This window comes from Chryseobacterium sp. OV279 (assembly GCF_900128945.1).
Classification (GTDB): domain Bacteria; phylum Bacteroidota; class Bacteroidia; order Flavobacteriales; family Weeksellaceae; genus Chryseobacterium.
In genome coordinates, this window is the sequence record NZ_FQUD01000001.1 from 221,877 (window position 1) to 245,167 (window position 23,291).

The window sequence follows — 23,291 nt, forward strand, 5'->3', positions numbered from 1 at the left end:
ACCATGATTACTTCTAATTTTGTGTGATTTTGGAGTCTGTTTTTAATGTATTATAATCTTGAGAAATAGCGATTGTATTTAATTTAGTAGTATAAATAAAAAAGGTTGCTTTCCAATGAAAACAACCTTTTTATCAAATTTGTAGATTCTTAAATAATCTTATTCTTTCACCCATTTAACGGTTTTATCCATGGTCTTGGTTTTAATTTTAACCAGATAATCTCCGGTAATTAACTGACCCAAGTTGAAGGTGCCAACTTTATTGGCATCTAATTTATTATTCAGCTTACTGAATACTAATTTCCCACTTGTATCATACACGAAGATATCATAGTTTTCATTTGAATTGGTAAATTTAATATTCAGAAGTTCTTTACTAGGATTAGGATAAACCACAAAAACATCTTTATCTCCGGCTACTTCACTCACAGCCAATACCCGGTTGATTGTGAAATTAACAGGGTTGATATTGTAAAAGACATTTCCTTGTCCTGCAACCATAATTCTGGCTTGTGTAGTAGCTACATTAGGAATCGTAATAGTCTCTGAACCATCATTTGGCGTAGATGCCAGGATAGTGGTAGGATAAGTAAGGCCTCCGTCTGTAGAAAGGAAAATGCTTACATTGGCAGAATTCACGGGAGCCGCAGTTGTATTGGCTACATTCCATGTAAGAGTCTGAGTAGAATTACCTGCCCAGGTTACGGCTGTAGTAGGTGCTGTAACTGTAAATGGTCCTGAATTTCCGTCAACTGTAACGATCGCATCATCATTGGCAACCCCTGCACAACCTGCGTTATTATCTCTTACCGTTAATCTGAACTCCATAGTTCTGGCATATGAAGGTAAGATCTCTCCTCTGGTTGTTGTGTTGTTAATTACATCCGAAAGTTTTGGGAAATATCTGTAAGGAACAGGTACAGGGACAAATGATCTGAATATAGCAGCATTTCCTGATGGTGCATTCCAGTTACTTGCTGGTCCTACATCGTTTTGTTCCCACGAATAGGTAAGTGGATTGTTTTCAGCATCGGTTGCAGAGCCTGTTAATTTAAATGGAGTTCCCTTAGGGATGGTATAGTTATTTCCTGCATTAACAACCGGGGCTGTATTGGCAACTGGAGTTGTCACCTGGCAGGTAGTTGCCTGAACTGTTGCTGTAATCGACTGGAATGAGCGGGTGTGGAAAGTAGGAATACTGTTGGCCGCAAGGTTATTGGTAGAACCACAGATACCGGCATAAGCCATGATTGTGATTCCGCTTCCTGGTTCTACAGCGGTGGCTGCATTACGATTACCTCCTCCACAACTTCCTGTTGTTGAATTGAATGTATGAGGACCCCCAAACTGATGTCCCACTTCGTGAGCAACATAATCGATATCATAAGGATCTCCAACAGGGTTAGGTGAACCGGTAATTCCGCTTCCTTTGTTACCGTTACTGCAGATAACACCTAATCCTGCTAATCCGCCACCCCCGGTGCTGAACGTATGTCCTATGTCATAATTCTCGCTTCCTATCAATGCGTCAATCTGAGCCTGGCTTTCATCTATTAATGTATACGCATCATCATTACCATTAAAAGGATCGGTAGCAGGATTTGTAAAGATAACACTGGTTTCTGTTGGAACTAATACCAATCTTACAGCTACTTCCTGTTCGTATACCCCGTTTACTCTGTTTACAGAGGTTACAATGGCTGACAGCGTTTGTGCAACAGTAGGTGAAGCTAATCCCGTAGCAGCTTGTGCATATTCTCCGGTACAGGCTACTGCAAATCTGAAAACTCTAATTTGAGTTCCTACGCTTGGTGTTACTGTTTTTTGTGCGTTTTTTTTTTCTGATTGGCTGTCTTCGTCTTTTGTTCCACAAACCCTTGGGTTTTTGTCAATCAAATCGCTTTTCTTGTAAATAATATAATTACTAACATTATTTTTTGCATAAGGATCAATATAAGTGTCACCTGTTATAACAGACTTTATTTGGGCATGGAACCCTAATTCTGTAAAATCTAACTTAATCGTGGCATATTTGTCATCCACTCCCTGTCCCGTGAAGGTAACCAATTGAGGGAATTTTTGAGCCAATTCAGGAGCCATTACTGAAGATTTCCAGATTCTAAATTTTGCTTTAGTCCCATCCGGCATTGGTAGCAGAATGATAGGTGCTTTATCTTTAAGATCAGTATCTTTCAGTTCGGGCACTGAATTAAAATAGCTTTTCATTCCAGCTATATCCAATGTGTAGGTCTGAGATTTTTCGGGTTGCACCGTTCTGCTTTTCGGATCTGCTTTAATAGATCTCTCACTGATTGGGGTGAAAAAATCCTGTGCTTTTCCAAAGGATATGGATAGGATAAATATCCCCAAATAAGATAATTGTTTAACTCTCATAGTTTATGATATTTAGTTTCAATGTTATTAAAAAGTATAAGGTTTTTAATGTAAGATACAAAGAGCCTTAAAATTAATTAAATCCAAACAATAAACATGATAAAAAGATAATAATGATTGTTTTTTTATCAAAAAACGGCTAGTATATTGATTGAAGATGGAGTTCAATTCCTGTATTTGAATATATTAAAACAAAACCCTGTAAATAAGATATTTACAGGGTTTTATGTGGAGTTGGAGGGACTACTAAATATATCTGAAAATCAATTAATTAAAGTTTGAAACAAATGATTTGTATCAACGGTTGTGTATGTAATTCTAATATTTCTTTGTAAAATAGTTATCTAATTCTATCAAATCAACCTCATCCCGCTGACTTATTTTTTTCCTTAGTTGTGCATACTGTTTTGTAATCTTACCATTGTAGATTTTTTTTTTTAGATATTTACAGGTGGTACCACAACAAAAACTGTAATATTCTGTAATAGAAAAAATTTAATTCCAATACTATTTAATTGAACTCTCATTTTGAAATTTATTCAATAAAAAAACCGCCTCTAGGGCAGTTTCAGTTTATTGTTAATCTTTTCACTATTGTTTAGTGAAAACTAAATCTTTTGTTTCAGGTAAATAAATGTTAATATCGGTACCAGTTGGACATCTATTCTCATCTAGTACAGTATCATTTGGAAGGTACTCCCATGAAACTTGTGTAGAGTTTAATTTTTTTAATGTAATTTTCCCCCAACCTACACTGCAATTTGTTCCTCCATAATAAAATAAAAATGTATTTGCATTATCATCCGCCCATTGACTGTAAATTGTATGCCTTAATTGTTCTGCTTGAAAATTCATACTTTGAGTATTTTGAAGAAGCGCCCCAGAAGAATTTTTAACAGTATACTTTATTGATAAAATATCTTTGTAGTACCTATGTTGATTTTCATTAAAAAGTCTATGTATTTCTTTTGTTATAAATAAAGTAATTGAATTACCATTAAAGCTTCCCTGCCATGTGCCGATAAATGAGTCTAGTTCGTTATTTAGGTCTTTTAAATAAGAATCTTGAGCAACTTCAGTATAATCAGTTTTTAAAGGATAAATTTGTTGTGCTTTACAAGAAAACATAACAAACATTCCTAAAAACATGAATAAGCCTTTCACTATTGCTTTGTAAATACTAAATTTTCTGTCTCTGGTAAATAAATTGTTGTGTCTTGATTTCCAGGACAATTTGTAGTTGTCAAAGTTGTACTATTAGGATAATATGACCAAGATACTTGATTATTATCAATTTGCTTCAGATTAATAGTTCCCCAACCTACTCTACAATTTGTGCCCCTGTAATACATATGTACAACATTCCCTTTAATAGCAATACTTGCTATAAAATTATTATCATTGTTATTTACTGAATTAATGTTAGTTTGCAAAATAATCCCACTGTTATCTTTGATTGTATATTTAGCTATAAGTACGTCCTGATAAAATGAATGGGTTGAATTTGGAAGTTTAAAACTTCTCTTAAGTTCTTTTACAATACTTAAATCCATTTTTTTCCCTTCATATATAGTAGACCAATTTCCAATGAAAGGACCTAGGTCATTGTTAATATCTTTAATATATGAATTTGGAGGTAAGTTTTCCGGAAAAGTATTTATTGGGTAAATTTGTTGAGAGAAGTATAAATTTGATAATAAGAAAAAATTTATTGTAAAAAGAAAATATTTCATTTTGTTTAATTTTAAAATTTAATTTTATATACAAGGAACTGCATCCGTAGCTCCGTTACTATTTAAATTAATAGTTGAAACACTATTATTTTCATTTATTTTTTGTAAAACAACTTTATTTTCAAGTCCCATTCTTTTTAATGTGCTAAAAAATATTTTTTCTAAGCCTTTGCTGTTTAATTTATTTTCTCCGACATTACAATAAGTTCCCGATGTGTCATTATCCAATATATCCCATTGTTCTCTTATTTGAAAATAGTTCCATTCATCGATGTTATTATCTAATGAGCCAGTTACTGGCAATTCTGAATGTGAACCGTTGAAATGAATAACATAATGTATGCCATTAGGAGCTACTAAACCCATAAACCCATTTTCTGCATCTCCAATGTTCTGATATCTCGCAATATCGATTAATGCGGAAATATCGGTTGCTGAAAAAATATCGATTTTAGTTCCAGTATGGTTATGATAGCCCCCATTCATTGTTGAGGGATTACCAAAATTTACACTGTGTTTGCTATTTTGGGTAGTTTGCGTCGGAGCCCCTATCTTGTTAAGACGCCATCCCTTTTCTCCTCCTGCTCCACTATTCATATGACCTTTTAAATCATTGACGATATTTTGTACTTTTTGATCCTGTAACATACCTTTTGTTTGCTCACATGGATTTGCAGGTGTAGTGGGTCCATTTTCAGGCCCATTTCCTTCACCACCACCGCTGCCTCCTCCTCCATCAGGATTCAGACAGTTGTCATAAGGTTGACATCCTCCTGGAGGTGGTCCTCCATTCCAAATTCCTCCGGGAATGCCACCGCCTGTTCCAGGCATCGTAATAACCACCTCTCCAGTATCACAAGGTGATCCGTCAGAACTGCAATTTCCGTTTCCTTTAGCTGCGATTCTTTGCTGTAATGTATTTTTTAGAAATGCTTCTTTAAATAACCCTAGCATTTTATCATAGTTTTCTACTTCAGGATACATTTTTAAAAATTCTACCTGAGTATCATTTTCCTTTAATATGGCAATAATAATACCATCTACTTTTCCATTTTTAATTAATGGGAAAAGTGTAAATTTTTCATTGGTTTTCGTAGTGAAATCCTGAGAACGAATATTGAGTTCTACATATTCATCTGCCATTTCTGATGAATTTTTCAGTGCTTTTTTCAGTGCTTTAGCAGTGTGTTGGACATTGTTGATTTCATCATAACGTTCTAATAGCGTTTTGAAACCTTTTGCATAATTGATTGTTTCTTTTTCCTGAGCAGTAAATACTCTAAATTTAGAAGGCTGTTGTTCTTCACTAGTGTTAAGAAGATCTTCAGACCGGCAGGAGTGTAGGGATATGGCCACTAGAAAAGCTAAAACCACCGAGATAGTTAATTTTTTTGTCATCTATTTTAGTTTTTCGGTCCAAATATAGTTTTTTTCTACATATGGTGATAAAATCATCTATGATTTCCGTAATGCGAGAAACTAAAATTTCATATAGTGAATAATTAATGTTAAAGCTAGTCTGACATTCAGGAATACGCCTTTATTACTTGAAAATGGGTGTTTTAAAGTATTAGATCAAAATTATTTTCTATCTAAACTCCTTATAATATACTGTCTAATTCCCTTAGATCCACCTTATCTCTTTGATTTATTTTTTTACTTATTCGGGCGTATCGTTTGGTTATTCTGCCATTGTAAAACCTCTTGAAGTATTTTTTATGCAGTTCAAAATATAGATGGTCATTGAATTCTGCTCCGAATATTTTATTCCATGTCCTCCATATTTTCGACAAAATGAAATTTAAAACAATTTGATGCAATTAAAAAAAACAAAACCTTGCTAAACTCTTTATCTGTGTGGTTTTACATGAGTAAGGGCAATAAAAAAGGCACTCTGTTAAAAGTGCCTAATTTCATTAAGAGTGGAGTTGGAGGGTGTACTATATGTTCAATTTTGAAAATCTATTTCTGCATCGTGTAAGTGATAATTTAGCTGTTTTTCAATGTGTTTGCTAGTATTTTTCGTGTTGAGCTTATTGATGTAATTTGATTTAAATTTTAATAGTTTGCAATTTACCGTACAAAAATAATACATTTGTATAACAAAATGTACGGCTATAATGGCAACACTAAATTTCCTTTACCGATCTACTAGAGAAAACTCGAATCTGAATATCAGATTGCTGTTTAGGCATAATTCAAATGATTATGTTATTGGAGTAAAAACCTTATTAAAAGTTAGTAAAGTTTATTGGGAAAGGCAGCATAATCAGAAAAGACCAAAAAATATTGATGTGGCTAATCGTCAATTAGAAATTAAAAGTGAGATGAATAATATTGAAAATTTTATTTTATCAGCTTTTGATAAAATCATTCCGGAATTAGTAAACAAAAATTGGCTACAAAATCAGATTGATTTATATTATAACAAAGAGCCTGAAAAAAATCTTATACCAATAGAGCTTGTTAAGTTTATAGATTATTATAACGAAGAAAGAAAAGGTGAAATTACACTTTCGTCTATTAAAAAACATAAAGTTGTCAAGCATAAATTGGAACGATATGAGAAAGCTTTTCAGAAAATAGTTTTGATTTCGGATATTGATGAAAACTTCAAAGCTGAATTTGTTGAATATTGTAAATCTGAAAATTATGCATTAGGGACAATTCAAAGAGATTTAGTTTTTATTAAAACCTTCTGTAATTATGCATACGAGAAAGGGGTAGATGTAAGTCGGAATCTTAATAAGGTAAGAATTAAGGTGAAAACAGAAATCAAGCATCCATACCTTTCTTTTGATGAACTTAAAGGAATTGAAGAAAAAGAGTTTAATGAAAGCTTAGACAATGTAAAAGATTGGTTAATTATTTCTTGTTATACAGGGCAAAGGATATCCGATTTCATGAATTTTTCTTCTAAAATGATTAGAGAAGAAAAAGGAAATAAATTGCTTGAATTTAAGCAAAGGAAAACGGGAAAACTAATGACTATTCCCTTGCATTCAAAAGTGTTGGCAATATTAGAAAAAAGGAATGGTGATTTTCCTAAAGCTATCTCCGATCAGAAATATAATGAAATGTTAAAGATTGTTTGTAAAGAATCTGGTATAACGGAAAAAATAAGTGGGAGTAAAAAAATGGAGATTGAACCGGATACGGGTATTTATAGAAAAGAAGAGGGATTATTTGAAAAATGGGAATTAATTGCTTCGCATGTGGGAAGAAGGTCTTTTGCATCTAATTTTTATGGAAAAATACCAACAAATTACCTCATCTATATTACGGGACATAGCACAGAAACAATGTTCTTAAATTACATTGGTAAGAGTAATAAAGATTTAGCACTTGAAATTACTAATTACTTTAATTAAACTCTCTTAGAATGCGAATCAATAAGAATAATGAGCCTATTTACTTAGAAATAATATTAAGTGCTTATTTATATCATCGACATGAACTTAAGGATTTTTTTATAAGCCAGATTAAAGTTATCCAGAATAATTATTTTGTGAAAGAAATTAATATGCAGTTCAATTTTTTAAACGAAATAAAAGTTCTTGAAAAGTATATTATAAAAAAAACAGAAATTGAAAAAAGTAGATTTGAAAGTGATGATATAATGTGTTTGGTTGAATACGAGTATGAGGGTGTAATGTATTTTCTTTTGTTAGAAGATTTTTATGTCATTAAAAAGGAATTACTAAATGCATTGTTTCAATATCAGGTTATAAATAAGAAGCAAGAGAAATGGTTTTATGTACTTTTAGAGTATGCGATGGGAGAATTTCTTAACTATAATAGTTTAGGCTTAAATGCTTCTAAAATTGCACAAATGATAAAAGATAAATACGAACTTTCAGATAATATTCCTTCAAATTATATTTCTGAAATAAGAAATAATTTAGGTAATTCAAAAAACTATTTACGAGATAAAAATAAAGTTGTTGAAGTCTATAATTATTGTATATCTAATAAAGATACGATAAAGATAACAGATGAATTTTTGAAAATTTATTCAGACTTCAGTGATTGAACTGTTTTATTGTTTTAAATTTCATAGTAGTGAATTATTCTCAAAAAATACCAGTATTGCGGTAGTAGCAATGTAGTATATTGAATTTTGTCAAAAAAAAAAATTATGGACAAATCGATTATTCTACAAAGCATAGACAAAGTAACTCTTTCAGAAATTATTACGGAATCTGTAAGAGTTGAACTGCAAAACCTTACTCAATCTTTAAATCCTAAAAACCAAGATGAACTTTTGACTCGGGCTGAAGTATGTGAAATGTTAAAGATTGATGCCTCTACATTATGGCACTGGACAAATCAAGGAAAAATAAAAGCATATGGTATTGCTAACCGTAGATACTATAAAAAAAGTGAAATTCTTGATAGTCTTGTGGTGAAAAAAAGTAAGAAGTAATCATAACTTACAAGCTGATGGACGGTATTAGTGGAATTAGACATGGTATTTCAGATGATTGGAGTTCTGATGTTAATATAGGTTTGATGGGACGTTTTTATACTGCAACTGGGATCATTGATGATAAAAATTTTAGTACAAAATATAAAGGACTGAGTTTGTCATTAAAGAAAAATACCTCATCTATAATTTATGGCTTTCGAGGTTCTCTATGCAAGTTTTTTACTGATGGAAAAACAAATGCAATTGATTTTACACGATTGGATTTATTACAGACAATAGAAAAATTAAAAAAAGAATTATATGTAGATCCAGAAATGACGGAAATACGGAGTTTTGAATATTGTGCTATTATAAAATGCCCATTTAACATTGATTATCTTAAAAATTCAATTTTAACTCACAAACGTAAAAATTACTCCCTACTAACTGAGAAAGGAAAGGAATTCGGATTTATCTTCAAACATCAACGCTATCATTTTAAAATTTATTTTAAAGATTTTCAGGAGAAGAAAGAATGGAACAATCGTTTAAAAATTGAAGTTGCAATCAAAAAAATGATTTTTGTTGATGGTTTTGGGATTAAGAATCTTTCGGATCTAACTAAAGAATTAGTTTGGGAAAAGCTTTCAGAATTGCTTTTAAAATTATGGAATGAAATTGTTTTTGTTGAAAAAGATAATTATACAACCGAGAAAATGCGTCCTCATGAAAGAACAAAATTGCAGTGTTTTCTGAATAGTAATTATTGGAGTAATCTAACGCTGCTAAATGATAAAAATTTTTATAAGGCAAAACAAAGGTTAGAAGTTTTAAATACAAAATATTTGATTAGAGAATCAGGAAAAGATATTATATCCAAACTTCTTAAAGAAAAATGTGTAGAACTAATTAAAAGTGGCGAGAAATTAACCTGTTTTGAAAAGTTTATCGAAAAAGATGATAAGAGAGTTTTTAACCATTTAGATAATAGGTTTATTTCTACCCTAAATTCAGATAAAGAAAAGAATAAAATAGTAAGAAAGTGTAAGAATATAAGTTGTCAAAATGAATTAACTAGTATAAGAAAAAATGTAATGTATTGTACTAACGAATGCAGAATTGATTATTATAAAACGTTAAGTCGAATCAAAAAAAAGCTGTTTGGTTTTGCAACTAAAAAATAAATACTTGTAAAGGCAATTTAAAAGACACTGTAACGTCTGTTAATAGGCTGTTTATTTAAATCGCCAAATACTTTCTGCATTAAAAATATTACTATAGTAAGGGTGTCTTTACAAGATTGCTTAAATTTTAATAAGAATTTTTTATTGAGAAATCATTTCGGGTGATAAAAAGTTATGCTAATGTCCATTTATAAAGGATTTATACTGTGTTTTAAATTTTTGTAGCCCGAAAAGAAACACTATAGTAAGGAAGCCGAAATCAAATATTAATTTTTGACTAGGATTTAGTAGCAAAATGCAATAACGTATTAGTGCAATCAGAAAAATCATTAAATTTGAAACATTAATTTTACGATAACACAAGCGTAAGCTATCATTGCGGTTACAGAAAACTCGGAATCTTCTAAACAACCAACATTTGATAGACTTACGCCCGTGTCCTTATATGGGCGTGGGCGAAGTCTTTCTGGTTGTTGGGCATCCGAGTGCCTCTGTAACAGATTGGCTTTTGTCTCACGCCTTTTATGTTGTGATAATATACTACTTTGAGACGAGTAGAATAATTTTCAAAATTTATGAAAAGTATTTTGCTAAGATTTCTTTATCTCTTATACGGTTTCCCATAAGGGTATTCATTGTCAAATATTTTTATTTGCCCAATAAGTACAAAACTATTTTTAACAATAATTATAATTAATATGAATTCAAAAAAATACTATATAGTATTACTATTTGTTGCAATTTCTAATAACGTGTTTTCGCAGGACGTAGCCTCAATTCAAACGCCCCCACCAAAGGAATCAATAGAAAAATTTACAGTAGATAAAGAGCAAGAATTGACAGATTTTTTAGTAGTTTCCTGTGAAGGTAAAACTAAAGAAGAATTGTATAAAAAATCAATAGAGTGGATAAATAAAACATTTAATAAACCAAGTGAGGTTATAAAAGCACAAGTTGAAAATGATTATATAAGATTTCAAGGTGTCAGTAAAAATGAATATTGTTATCATAATTTGGTCACAATGTGTAGTGATATAAAATATGAAATTGAAGTTTCTGTCAAAGATGGAAAATATAAGTTTGACGTTTTAGATTTACAGAAAGGAGATAAAGATAAATATGGAATTGTCAATTGGGGTGATGCTAAGTTTAAAAAAAGTTGGATGTATTTTAAAGGCAACGGGGAAGTGCGAAAAATGTACGCAGAAACAATGCCTAAAATAGCAAACTATTTCAATGTATTGAACCGAAGCCTTTATGATTATATTTATTCTCAAAACGAAGCGGCAAAAAAGAACGACTGGTAATTAATGATGAGGTTTAAAATATTAGAGAGCAAAAATTTGCTCTCTTTTTTATAAAGAATTGTTTGTGAAATACTTTTATTGATAAATTTGTTAAATGAGTAAATTAATAAAAAATATATCCATTATTATAAATCTTTTGATTTTAGGTGTCTCAATTATTTGGCTTAAAAAAACAAATTTTGATTATGAACCAATAACTATTTGTTTAGGACAAGTTTTGGCACTTGTGATTCTTCTTTTTGGTGACAAAATTTATAATAAATTTAGATTGAAAAATATTTCAAACTCTAAAGTCAAAATTGACACTCATAAAGAGGATGATGCTGAATATAGCATATCCAATATTAAAGATAATTCTGAAATTAATATTAGAAAGAAATAGTGATTGATTTTTTTGGGAAAATTTTCGGAAATAAAGATGCTCAACGGAATATTGATATTAAGAATATTAAAGAATCAAATATTAATATTGTGCAAATAGAGAAATTTGATATTTCAAATTTTATTAATAGTCCATATCAAAATGTTATTATAGGAAGTTCACTAAGAAAAAGTTCTTCATCAATCTTAATTAATAATATCAGTTATAGAAAAAATACTATAAAGAATATTATGAGCAATTGGGGAGATAAAACATGGTTAAATCTTTATGGTGGTTTTGATACTGGTAAAACTCAACTTTCATTATTGCTAGAAAAGCATCTTGCCTTTGAAAATGTAATAAATTATAACTTTAAGGAACTTTCCAAAGCAGAATTTCAAAATATAATTAGTTTACTTTTTGCTCAATTTTTGTCAGGGAATATCAACGATTCTTCACAAAATATAAATTTAAAATTAATAATTTTAGATGATTTGCCTGAATTTGGATTGGATGAAAATGTTAATACTCTTTTTACTCAATTTATAACTTTCTGTGAGGAAAATAATATTAAAGTACTTTCTACATCGAATTACAAGATTCATTCAAAAATTACAAAGACTATTATCAGTAATTTTTATGAGTTACAAATACCTTTATTAACAAAAGAAGAAATTGAGGAAGTAATTTTCACTTATAAAACTGAGGAAAGACTTAGAAGTTTTTCAACTATAATACTGGCTATTTCGACTGGCTACCCAATATATGTTCAAATTATATGTAGGTATTTAGATTCAAAAGAGTGGAATCTTACTGATGAAAATTTGGCTGAATTTATTTCTGGAAAATCTTTTGACGAATTAGATGACGAAACATATCAAAAATTATTTAGTTCTACTCAAGATGAAAATTCACGTGAACTTTTATATAGACTTAATATTGTTTTAGGAGCAATAAATAACGAAATTGTAGAACTTGTAAGTAAGATTAATCCAATCGTAGAGAAGCCTTTTGAAAAAATAAAAAATTTAAATGGAACATGGCTGCAAAAAAATAATGATGATACATATTTTATCTCACCTTTAATAAAAAGATTAGGCAGTAATAATGTACTTTTTGAAACTAGAAAAGAAATTAATAATTCTTTGGCAAAATCTATATTAGCAAAAAATACTATCTCTCAGTATGAAGGGCAAAGAGCAATGACATATTTTTTGGCAGGAGAATCTTTTGATGATGCTGGTATAATTATGACAATGGGATTACAAACTTACTTTACAAATCCTAAATTGTTCTTGGATTCTGTATTTAAGTCATTATGGGTGAAGTCAGAATTACCGAATAAAATGAGCTTAATACTTAAATCATCAATAAGGTCATTGCAATTGCACATATATATTGATTCACAAATCAAAAATAATAATATTTACAATGAAGATGACAAAGATTTTGTTAAGTGTGATTTGGAATTGATATTGCAAGGCGATTTGGAATTAATACCTAAAGAAATACTTAGTATCTCTTATTTAATGCTTTTTAGATGTTATTTACAAGAAGATAATGTAGAGAAGGCATTATTCTATATATGTAAATTATACACAACGGCTTTAAGAAGTTTAGACGGCTTTGATGAATCTGTAAAAGCTAATTTTTGGACAGTACTAGATAAAATTAGTGATTTAAAAGAAATCAGAATTTGGTTTGAGGCTTTTGATTTAATTGGAAAAACAGAAGACTATTATGATAAAGGATTAATTCATTTGTTTTCAAGACGATTGGTTGATAATATAGTTGAAAAATATGAGGGTGACTGGGATACAGTAATTAAATTACTAGAATATATTATTCAGGAATCTAATTTGAGAAAGCTGGAGTTATTAAATGCCTACTCTTGTAAAACAATGTTCTTCATTTTTGGAGAAAAGTTTAAGGATATAAGTAGAGCAACATCATTTTACAAGAATGTTAAAAACGATTTTTCCAATCCTGAAGCTATATTCGTTATACAAGATGAATTTGGGAGACAACAGTTTTATTCCGGAGATAAAGAAAATGCGCTGACAACCTTATTAGAAATAGAAAACACCAATATTATATCTCAAACTAAAGTTGATACTTATATTACAATTGCTAAAATTTTTGGTGAAAAAGATAAAAATTTAGCTCATATATATACAAAAAAGGCTTATGATTATGCAGAAAATAAACTACAAGTAACAAAGCTTACTTTATCGAAATTAAGGACTGAATATGCTATTTCTTTTTGGTTCTTAGGTGATTATAAAGCTTCTTTATATAATCTTTCTGATGCATATGAACTTCTTATTAGTGGATATGAGGAAATAGATAGGTTTGACAATATTAATGATTTTAATATTACAACATTAAGAATAGGAGCTGTTATAAATTACATATGGCAAACCGTGCATTTTGAACGAATGCCTCAGAACTATGATGGTTCTCCCTTACCCAAGCCACAAAGAGGAGTGTTAAGCAATTCTTATGACCCTACAAATTTAAAAGAATGGTATAATGATGAAAAGAAATATTTGAATATGTACATACTTGTTGAAATGTTTGAATATTATGAAGATAAATCGATGGCTATTAAATGGTCAAATTACGCTTTTGAATTAAATAAGAAAATTATATTTTATACACAGAAGCATACTTTGCGTACCATGCTTGGATATAAAATAATTCAAGGCTTATATCAAGAAGCGATCGAACTAGACAGCGAAATTGAGCTGTTTGAAAATAGTTTAAATGAAGGGATGGTTCATGAAATTGAAAGTAATCTTTTAAAAGAAGCATTTCTAGAAAAAATAAAAAAAGGTAAGCGACTTGATATAAATGATGATTATTATTACATTTCTAATATTATTCCCATAATTATAAAAGAGCTAACAGAATTATTAAGTTGTAAAATTAGTATTCTAGATTGTACTTCAAGGATTAAAGAACATTTGCTTAGAAATAGTAATTTATTCAGAAATAAAGAGAGTTTAGAACATGTAAATTTTATACTTGATAATTTTCCTAATAACCAAACAGAATGTAAGAATTTACTGAATTGGTTTAGTGATTTAGAAAATGTTGAAAGTAAGGAATCAATTCAAGTTATTTTATATTTGTGTTGTTCTATAAATGCACCAACTAGACAGGCTCTTAGTATGCATTTGGCAAGTATGAAATATTTAGAAGGATTAATTCGAGGTTTATCTTCCTCAATTCACTTATTTGTTTTATATCCGTTTATTTTAAAATTTTGGACTTCTCGTGTTTTAGAAAAGCCGCAAGACTTTTATTTTTTAGAATTATGGAGAAGAAATTTAGAAAAAAGCACTGATGTTAAAAATGAGTTTAAAGTAATTGCAATAATTGCTCTAATTTGTATGCATTTAAGATACTTACCTAGTGAAGCTGAAGAAGGTTGGATGGCAAAATACATTAATTATGTTCGTGAAAATAATTAATAATTATTTGTAACTTATATATTAAAATATTAGTATTGTTAAAATAATTTTAAAAGCGTCATCTTTTGTCGCTTATACGGTTTAAATTAGTTAATTTAAAACATTATAGTTGTTTTTATAAATTTAAGAATATAATTGTTAGAATATTTCAATTTATTTATCCATCAAACACTTATGATGTTTTTGTAACTTTGCCAAATAATAATTAAGAATGAATCAAGCATTGCTAACTAGACTATTTAAAACAATCGAAGGAAATCAAGAAACTCCTTTGATGAAGGTCGCTTTTAGTATAATTGAAGAAGAAAAAAGAAAGGGACATACTAAGTTAGCAGATAGATTAAATACTATTTTACATAGTAATATATCAAAATCTAATGAGGTAAGACCAACGCTAAAAATAGCGAAAGAGTTAATTACTTACAAAGTACCAGTAGATAGGAGGTATAAATTACCATTGGCTACGCACATTGAGCATGATAAGTTAAGGCATGAAATGATACTTTCAACTGATGTGGAAAATAAAATTCTGCGAATTGAAAAAGAATATTTAGCTAGAGAAAGACTTGCTCATCATGGATTAAAACCACGTAAAAAGATTCTCTTATATGGTTCTTCTGGTTGTGGTAAAAGTATGGCTGCGGAAAGAATTGCTTGGGAATTAGGGTTACCATTTTATAAAGTACGTTTTGATTCTATAATATCTTCTTATTTAGGAGAGTCAGCATCAAATCTCCAGAATTTATTTGAAAGTATTGAAGATTATCCTTGCGTTCTTTTGTTGGATGAATTCGATATAATTGGTAAACAGAGGGATTTTTCTTCAAATGATGTTGGGGAGATCCATAGGATAGTTAATATTCTATTAGGCTTGTTAGAAGAATATGATGGCTCGGGAATACTTATAGCTACTACAAATCTTGAAGGTAGCTTAGACAAAGCTCTTTTTAGAAGATTTGATGATTTTATAGAACTGCCTAAACCTTCAGAAAAAGAGATTGTTGATTTATTAAAAATGTCTTTTTCTGCATTACAGGTAAGTAAAGAAATTGATTTTGAATATTATGCGAAAGAGATGGGAGGGCTGTCGTATGCTATTGTAGTTAAGATAGCTAATGATGCTGCTAAAAAAACAATTATAAATTCTAATCAGGTAGTCTCACCAGATGACTTATTTAAAGCTTTGGAGGAAAACCTAGCTCTTAATAGATAAATATGGATAAATTTCCTCATTTAAAGTTTTCCGAAAAATTAGTTGGACGTGCAAGATTTAATAGTAATCGTGGTGGAATACATCAAACTACTGAAGATAATAAAAGAAATAGGCAAGGACATAGTGAAGATTTGTTAGGTATTACAACTAAATTAAATACTGATTGGACAAGTCATATTTCTGAACGAGATTCCTTGCATCTCGCCCCCTTAAATGAGGAAATAAAACCTATTTTTTTACAGATTAATCCTGACTTATTTGCAGATGTTAATTTTGATTTGCAAAGTCTTGGAATTGAAATCATTTCAGAGGAAGAAAATGGTTTTATTATTGGGGCTTCGATGGATGACCTTCGAAGTTTGACAGAAAAAATTAGTCTCTTCGCAGAAAATAAGCATGGTGGTGGAAAGATTGCCGATTTATGGCAAATTATTGACGGTAATAGAGAAGATTGGAAGCCTCAACATATTTTATCTCCAAGCTTATTTAGAAAATGGAGCATAATTGATGATAGTATAGTTTATGAGGTTGAGGTATCTATTGCCTTTGATAAACCTATAAAGGTTACACTAAATCCTGAAAGTTCAAGATACGATTCTCAAGTTGCTAAATATGAAGATTTAGTAAAAGAGCGAATGAATAAAATGTTCGAAAGACAAGATGATTTTGAAGATTTTATTAAATTCTATAATGGCAAATTAATAAGCGATATAATTGAACTTGAAGATAGTTTTGGATGCCAAATTTCAATCACTGGAAAAGGTTTAAAGGATTTGGTTGTCAACTATCCTTACGTTTTTGAAGTTAGTGAAGTTGAACAGGTATCGGGGATTACAGGCACAGATACAGGCACATTTGATTTTGATTTAGAGGTTTTGCCTCCAGCAAGTGATGCTCCAGAAGTTGGAATAATTGATAGTGGAATTATGGAAGGTCATAAATTTTTAGTTTCTGCTATCAAAAAAGAAAAATCAAGGTCTTATGTAAATGGTGACTCATCTGTTGATGATAAGGTTGAAAAAGGAGGACATGGGACAAAAGTTGCAGGAGCGGTGTTATATCCAAATGGGATTTCTCATTTGGCAGGAACGTATCAACTGCCTTGTTTTGTTAGAAATTTGAGAGTTTTAAATAGTGAGAATGAATTAGAACATCAATTTCCGGCTGAATTAATGCAGAAAATTGTAAATGAAAATCTAGATTGTAAAATTTTTAATCTTTCAATTTGCTCTAAAATTCCTTATAGAAAAAAACATATGAGTTTATGGGCTGCAATGTTAGATAAATTAATACATGAAAAAAAAGTTTTATTTATTGCAGCCTCTGGAAACATTACACGAAAAGTTATTAATCATTATATAACAAATGATGTAGAATATCCTCATTATTTATCTCTTCCATATTGTAGGTTAGCAAATCCAGCACAAAGTAGTTTTTCGATTGTGGTTGGTTCTATAAATCATTTGTCTTTAGATACTGAAGATTGGAAATCAATAGGGGATGAAAATGAAGTAGCACCGTATTCTAGAATTGGAAGTGGTATTTGGGGACATATTAAGCCTGATGTCGTAGAGTATGGTGGAGGTATGCAAATTTCAAAAAACGGAATAAATACAATAAGTAATAAAGATACATCAATTGAATTGTTACGTTCTGGGGGTAGGGCATTTAATAAAGAAAGTGTTGGAACTTCTTTTGCTACTCCAAAGGTTACGCATATTGTAGCAGAGCTTCTAAAACTTTATAAAGATGAAGACATCAATTTAATCAGGGCATTATTAGTTCAAGGAGCAAGACTACCAAATGAATTCTTTTATCATCCTACAAAATTAAGTATTCAGCATTTTGGTTATGGAGTTCCTTCTTTAAGAAGGGTTACGGAGAATACGGAACATAGAATAACTTTTTATAACACTAATTTCATAAAGGCAGAAGAGGGACTAATTTATTCTTTAAAAATTCCACAAGAATTAAGAGAACAAGGTGATGAATATAAAATTCTTATAGAAGTAACACTTGCATATACTGCTAAAAATAGAAGGACAAGGCAAAAAACTAAATCTTATTTTTCTACTTGGCTTGAATGGAAAAGTTCCAATTTATTTGACACATATGAGGAGTTTAAAGATAGAACTCTATCAGAACTTGAAGGGGAAAAAATTGAAACTTATGAAAGAAGCAATGGTGGGGCAATTCAATGGAAGATAAGGGAAAGGAGTAGCTGGGGAGAAGTTGAAGAAATAAGTAGAAATAAGAGTTCCTTACAAAAGGATTGGGTTATTTTAAATTCGTATGATTTACCTGAGGAGCTTCATTTCGCTATTGTCGCTCATAAAGGATGGGATTTATATAAAGAACCCACTCCTTATGCGATTACTGTTTCTATAGAGATTTTGGGAGCTGATATTCCAATATACGAATCAATTAGAATTGAAAATGAAGTAGAATTACCAATAGAAACATAATTAATTTTGAGGCAGTACAATAATCGTACAAATTTTAAAAACAGAAAACCCTAAATATTTGACTTTTAAATATTTAGGGTTTTGTTTTGTGGAGTTGGAGGGATTCGAACCCTCGTCCAAACAAGCAATACATAAGATTTCTACATGCTTATTCTACCATTGATTTTCGACTGAAGGCAGAGGATAGACACCCAACATCCAGCTTATCTTCTAAAGTTTTCGAGTTTCAGCCGAAGCGTCAGAAACCTTATTTCTACATTCCTATATCTCAGGATCAAACGCCGTAGAACGGAGCATTTGTGAGATATCTTGCTTCCTTACTATCTTCAGGAAAGCGCTTGAATCTTACTTTATTCGGATTAAGCTGCAAGAGCGAACTCTTCGTTGCCAGTTAAAGTTGTGTAGCAAGGGATTTAAGAGATCGCGCTACGGTTCTCTGCATGCTTACTTACCCATTGATCTTGCTGTCGAAACCAGTCAACCCCATGAATAAAGTGAATGCAAAGATAGAGATTTTTGTTTAAATACAGTTAATATCGCACATTGCTTTTTAAATATAGCAGGGAATTGTACATAAAACCTGCCGACAATTACATAGCCGGCAGGTGAAGATTGATTAATCCCTGTTTTTTAACAGAACCCATCCCGATATTTCTACCGGTTTTTTACTGATCCTGTCTTCCCAGAATAATCTATACCAATAGGTGTCGGAAGGAAGGGGATTGTCAAGGTACCTTCCATTCCAGATTGGAGTTTTCGTGCTGATTTTGAAAATTTCTTTTCCATACTTATCAAATATACTTCCCTGGAAGTTTCCATATTTACTGATCTCACTGAAATTGATAACATCATTTTTACCATCGCTGTTGGGTGTGATTACATTCGACATAAAGAAAGTATAATAAGTAGAGTTCGTTTCACATAAGGCACCTGTGTTTCTTACTTTAATAGGATATTGAGTATTTCTCATCACATTCGTAAATACATTCGAAGACTGCCACGTGATTCCTCCGTCGATGGAATATTCTGCGGGAAGATTTCCGCTGTTCTTTATATTAATGGTGAGCGTAGGGTCTTTATAAACAATACTTAAAATTTCAGGAGTCACGATGTAGTTTACCGTAGCTGTAAATGTTTTTGAACAAATTCCGTTGCTTATCGTTACAGAATAAGTTCCTGCCAGTTCTACATTGATGGTACGTGTTGTTGCACCGGTACTCCAGAGATAGGTGTAGCTAGGTCCTGCTCCGGCATCCAGTATGGATTTATCACCTTTGCAGATTTCGATATCGTGTAATGTTGAAACTATTTCAGGAACAACCTTGATGGTTATCGTAGCTGGTGTTTGTGCAGAGCATCCATTGGCTCCGGTTCCCGTTACCGTATAAGTTGTAGTGATAGTCGGTGATACATTTTGTGTATTTCCGGTGCCAGTAAGTCCTGTCCAGGCATAAGTCGCAGCTCCTGTTGCCGTTAATAGCACTGATTCTCCCAGGCAGATTGTAAGTTTAGGTGCGGAAACACTTATTGTCGGTGGTGTTGTGTTTTTTATGACTGTTACAGAAGTCTGACTGCTACATCCGAAAGGTGTTGCGCTTGTGATGGTAAGTGTATAGGTCCCGCCATTATTGACTGTTGGAGTTAAAGTGTTTGCTCCGGAAACAATCACTCCTCCGTTGCTGGCAGCCCATGAAAATGTTGAGCCCGGTTGGTAAATTGAAGCCGTTGCATTTAAAGTAATTTGTGAGTTTGTACAAGTAATCTGTGCAGGAGGAGCAATATTCACAATGATGGCAGCATCCATAACTACTGTCACGGATTTTTGATATTGACAGCCGGAAGGGGTTGTTATTGTAACTGTATAAATTCCTGGGACAGTAACGGTATTAACAGCTCCGTTCACACCATTTGACCAGACAAAAGTATTTCCGGTTCCCTGCGCAGATGCATTGAGTGTCGTTGAAGATCCCTGACAGAAAGTTAGATTTCCAGATATATTGATGTTAGGATTGGTTTCTGATACAATGGTTACAGATGCCGGAGTGCTGGAACATAGCCCGTTTGAGCCTGTTAAAGTATAAGTTCCGGGAGTGGTAATAGTAATAGATGGTGTTGTGGCGCCTGTTGACCATGTGTTTCCTGTTGCATTGCTTGATGTTAAAGTCACACTTCCTCCATAGCAGATCGTGGCAGATGATGCTGTAATGGTTGGTACAGGAAATTGAGTAACGGAAAGCTGCAATTGGGACACTTTAAAACATGTTGATGATTTCACACGGACATAGACCGTAGCATTTCCTGAAGTATAAGTTGTAGGATTCGGAATAATATTCAGGTTTCCTGCAAGTGCATCCGCCTGATTGACATAGTAATCAAAACTGATATTGGCGGTCGTGCTGATATTCGGTTGAGCTGAGGTAAGATCAAAAACAGCAGTCGCTGCATTGGAACATTGGCTTAAGCTTGAATTCTGAATAGTAGGAACAACACCTTGTGTTACCGTCACAGACTTTGTGTATTCACAATTGGCCGGCGTTTTTACGGTTACCGTATAAGTTCCCGGCGCCGTAACTGAAACAATATTTCCTGTTGCACCCGTAGACCAGGTATACGTATTTCCTGTTCCGATTGAAGAGGCGGTGAGCTGTGTACTTGTCGGTTCGCAAAGCAATAAATTTCCGGTAATTTCTACATTAGGATTGTTTTCCTGGGTGATAGTTGTGGAAGCGGGAGTGCTCGTGCAGGTTCCACTTGTATTGGTTAAAGTGTAAGTTCCGGGAGTTGTAATCGTGATGGATGGTGTTGTTGCACCGGTAGACCACGTATTTCCTGTTGTCATACTTGATGTTAAAACAACGTTTCCTCCATAGCAGATCGTCGGTGATGATGCGGTAATCGTAGGAGTTATTGATTGAGTGATATTTAATTGTAATTGAGCTATTTTAAAACACGTTCCTGATTTTACACGCACATATACTGTAGCATTTCCCGAACTGTAAGCTGCCGGAGTGGCAATAGTATTGAGGTTTCCCGCGAGCGCATCCGCTTGATTCACATAATAATCAAAGCTCACATTAGCGGTGGTACTGATGTTCGGCTGTGCTGAGGTAAGATCAAAAACAGCAGTCGCTGAAATGGAGCATTGACTTAAACTTGAATTCTGAACAACCGGAACGACCCCTTGAGTCACTGTTACGGATTTTGTATACTGACAGTTGGCAGGTGTCTTTACCGTGACCGTATAAGTTCCCGGCGTTGTAACTGAAATAGTATTCCCCGTTGCACCCGTAGACCATGTATAAGTATTTCCAGTTCCGTTTGAAGAAGCGGTAAGTTGAGAAGCTGTAGATTCGCAGAGTACAAGATTTCCTGTTATATCTACAGAAGGGTCGGTGTCCTGAGTAATGGTGACAGAAGCCGGACTGCTTGTACAGACTCCATTCGTACTCGTTAAAGTATAGGTTCCTGGAGTTGTTACGGTGATAGTAGGTGTGGTGTCTCCTGTAGACCAGGTATTTCCCGTGGTGTTATTCGAGGTTAGCGTAATACTTCCCCCGGAGCATAGAACAGTAGCTGAAGGTGTTATGGCAGCTGTGAGACTCTTATTTTTAAAAACAATCGCGTTGGTTTGTTTACAGGCATTAATGGTGCTGCCCGAACTGTTCGGATCATGATAATTAATGTTATAATAATAGGTAGTCGTAGTATTGACATTAGCCGGTGCTGTAATAGGATTGGTTCCTGCTGCTGCATTATTGGCGTTATTAAAATAAGTGACGGTAAAATTAGGATTTCCATTCAGTATACCTGTGGATAAAGTGCTGAAGTCGAAAAGAGCAGTCGTTCCGCAAATCCCTATTTCCCGCGGTGAATTGGCGTTTGCGCCCGGTGTTCCCGGTGGAATGAACGGATTCGGAGCTGCCGCAGAATTATTGAAAGGGGAAACAAAAGTTGCGGTTCCTCCCCAGGTCAGATTAAAAGTGTAAACAGTAGCAGACCAGTTATCCAGATATAAATAATAAGTCTGTCCCGCCAAAACATCCATATACCGGCAGTAAGGATCTGTATTTCCGCCCGCTGACATCGTGTTATTGTTGGTCATATTCATTCCTGTGCTGGTAAGGGCACCTGAGGCATTACACCGGATGGGAGATCCCAGATTGTTGCAGCTCGCGTTAGGCCCATAAATCGCCCAGTCATAATCTACAGGTCCTGTAGGAACAAGATTAAAAGTTAGTGTACCGCTTGTTGCAATAGTGAATTTGTACCAGACAGAATGATGCTCACCGGATAAGCATCCTCCAACGTCCTCGTTGATATTTCCAATTCCGGAAGGGGTGTAGTTGATATTGGAGTTTCCGCATACTGTAATAGCTGAGCTGCAGTCTTCCTGTGCAGAAAGGGATGTGCAGAAAATGAATAAAAACAGGAGGAGTAGTTTTCTTATCATATCGGAAGAAGGGGTTTGTGAAATAAAGTTTTTAGCAAATGGGTATTGTCTTATAAATGAATGATTTGAATAGGAGAGGTGTTGTGAATCACAACTAAAAAGGAGTAGTAGGGGAAGAAGTGTTCTTTTCCTGAGTTTTCATAGCAGTCTGGTTTTTAGAGTTTTAATAATTACAAATCTATTGAAATAAATTTATTTTAATAGATTTCGGTTATATTTTAAATTAATTCGATAATTAAGTTAAAATTGTAAACATTTTAGACTAAAAACTATTAAATAATATCGTTTAAATAATCGATT

The 23,291-nt window shown here is 32.4% G+C and carries 14 protein-coding genes and 1 other RNA gene; 9 read left to right on the forward strand and 6 right to left on the reverse strand.

All coding sequences use genetic code 11. The features are described from left to right. Nucleotides 1-159 precede the first annotated feature (159 nt). From BUA72_RS00870 to BUA72_RS00885, 4 genes are all read right to left on the reverse strand, one after another. Entirely contained in the window at nucleotides 160-2,394 is a 2,235-nt protein-coding gene (locus BUA72_RS00870; RefSeq protein WP_072921382.1) for a reprolysin-like metallopeptidase, read from the reverse strand. A 591-nt stretch (nucleotides 2,395-2,985) separates the two neighbouring features. Continuing rightward, nucleotides 2,986-3,543 (reverse strand): DUF6705 family protein, encoded by a 558-nt coding sequence (locus tag BUA72_RS00875; RefSeq protein WP_072921383.1) that lies wholly within the window; start codon nucleotides 3,541-3,543, stop codon nucleotides 2,986-2,988. Nucleotides 3,544-3,557: 14 nt separating this feature from the next. Beyond that, on the reverse strand, nucleotides 3,558-4,127 hold the full coding sequence (locus BUA72_RS00880; protein WP_072921384.1) for a hypothetical protein: 570 nt from the start codon (nucleotides 4,125-4,127) through the stop codon (nucleotides 3,558-3,560). A gap of 24 nt (nucleotides 4,128-4,151) precedes the next feature. After that, nucleotides 4,152-5,525: a hypothetical protein gene (locus BUA72_RS00885; RefSeq protein ID WP_072921386.1), complete on the reverse strand. Its 1,374-nt coding sequence runs from the start codon at nucleotides 5,523-5,525 to the stop codon at nucleotides 4,152-4,154. 722 nt (nucleotides 5,526-6,247) lie between these two features. Between BUA72_RS00885 and BUA72_RS00890 the strand changes: the two genes are divergently transcribed. From BUA72_RS00890 to BUA72_RS00935, 9 genes are all read left to right on the forward strand, one after another. After that, the gene (locus BUA72_RS00890; RefSeq protein WP_072921387.1) at nucleotides 6,248-7,498 is read left to right on the forward strand and encodes a phage integrase SAM-like domain-containing protein; all 1,251 of its coding nucleotides are present in this window, start codon (nucleotides 6,248-6,250) and stop codon (nucleotides 7,496-7,498) included. Between the two features lie 11 nt (nucleotides 7,499-7,509). Beyond that, nucleotides 7,510-8,160: a hypothetical protein gene (locus BUA72_RS00895; RefSeq protein ID WP_072921389.1), complete on the forward strand. Its 651-nt coding sequence runs from the start codon at nucleotides 7,510-7,512 to the stop codon at nucleotides 8,158-8,160. A gap of 105 nt (nucleotides 8,161-8,265) precedes the next feature. Next, nucleotides 8,266-8,553 (forward strand): helix-turn-helix domain-containing protein, encoded by a 288-nt coding sequence (locus BUA72_RS00900; protein WP_072921390.1) that lies wholly within the window; start codon nucleotides 8,266-8,268, stop codon nucleotides 8,551-8,553. A gap of 17 nt (nucleotides 8,554-8,570) precedes the next feature. Next, entirely contained in the window at nucleotides 8,571-9,719 is a 1,149-nt protein-coding gene (locus BUA72_RS00905; protein WP_072921392.1) for a hypothetical protein, read from the forward strand. 698 nt (nucleotides 9,720-10,417) lie between these two features. Continuing rightward, nucleotides 10,418-11,026: a DUF4468 domain-containing protein gene (locus BUA72_RS00915; protein ID WP_072921395.1), complete on the forward strand. Its 609-nt coding sequence runs from the start codon at nucleotides 10,418-10,420 to the stop codon at nucleotides 11,024-11,026. A 94-nt stretch (nucleotides 11,027-11,120) separates the two neighbouring features. Continuing rightward, on the forward strand, nucleotides 11,121-11,408 hold the full coding sequence (locus tag BUA72_RS00920) for a hypothetical protein (protein ID WP_072921397.1): 288 nt from the start codon (nucleotides 11,121-11,123) through the stop codon (nucleotides 11,406-11,408). Further along, nucleotides 11,408-14,863, forward strand: coding sequence for a hypothetical protein (locus tag BUA72_RS00925; protein WP_072921398.1), 3,456 nt, complete (start codon nucleotides 11,408-11,410; stop codon nucleotides 14,861-14,863). Before BUA72_RS00920 ends, BUA72_RS00925 begins: the two co-directional genes overlap by 1 nt. Nucleotides 14,864-15,074: 211 nt before the next feature. Beyond that, nucleotides 15,075-16,076, forward strand: coding sequence for an AAA family ATPase (locus BUA72_RS00930; protein ID WP_072921400.1), 1,002 nt, complete (start codon nucleotides 15,075-15,077; stop codon nucleotides 16,074-16,076). A gap of 2 nt (nucleotides 16,077-16,078) precedes the next feature. Continuing rightward, entirely contained in the window at nucleotides 16,079-18,541 is a 2,463-nt protein-coding gene (locus BUA72_RS00935; protein ID WP_083544093.1) for a S8 family peptidase, read from the forward strand. Nucleotides 18,542-18,627: 86 nt separating this feature from the next. Here the strand turns inward: BUA72_RS00935 and ssrA are convergent. Together ssrA and BUA72_RS00945 are read right to left on the reverse strand one after the other, a co-directional pair. After that, nucleotides 18,628-19,026: a transfer-messenger RNA gene (gene ssrA, locus BUA72_RS00940) on the reverse strand. Nucleotides 19,027-19,157: 131 nt separating this feature from the next. Next, nucleotides 19,158-22,991: a T9SS type B sorting domain-containing protein gene (locus tag BUA72_RS00945; RefSeq protein ID WP_072921402.1), complete on the reverse strand. Its 3,834-nt coding sequence runs from the start codon at nucleotides 22,989-22,991 to the stop codon at nucleotides 19,158-19,160. Nucleotides 22,992-23,291 lie beyond the last annotated feature (300 nt).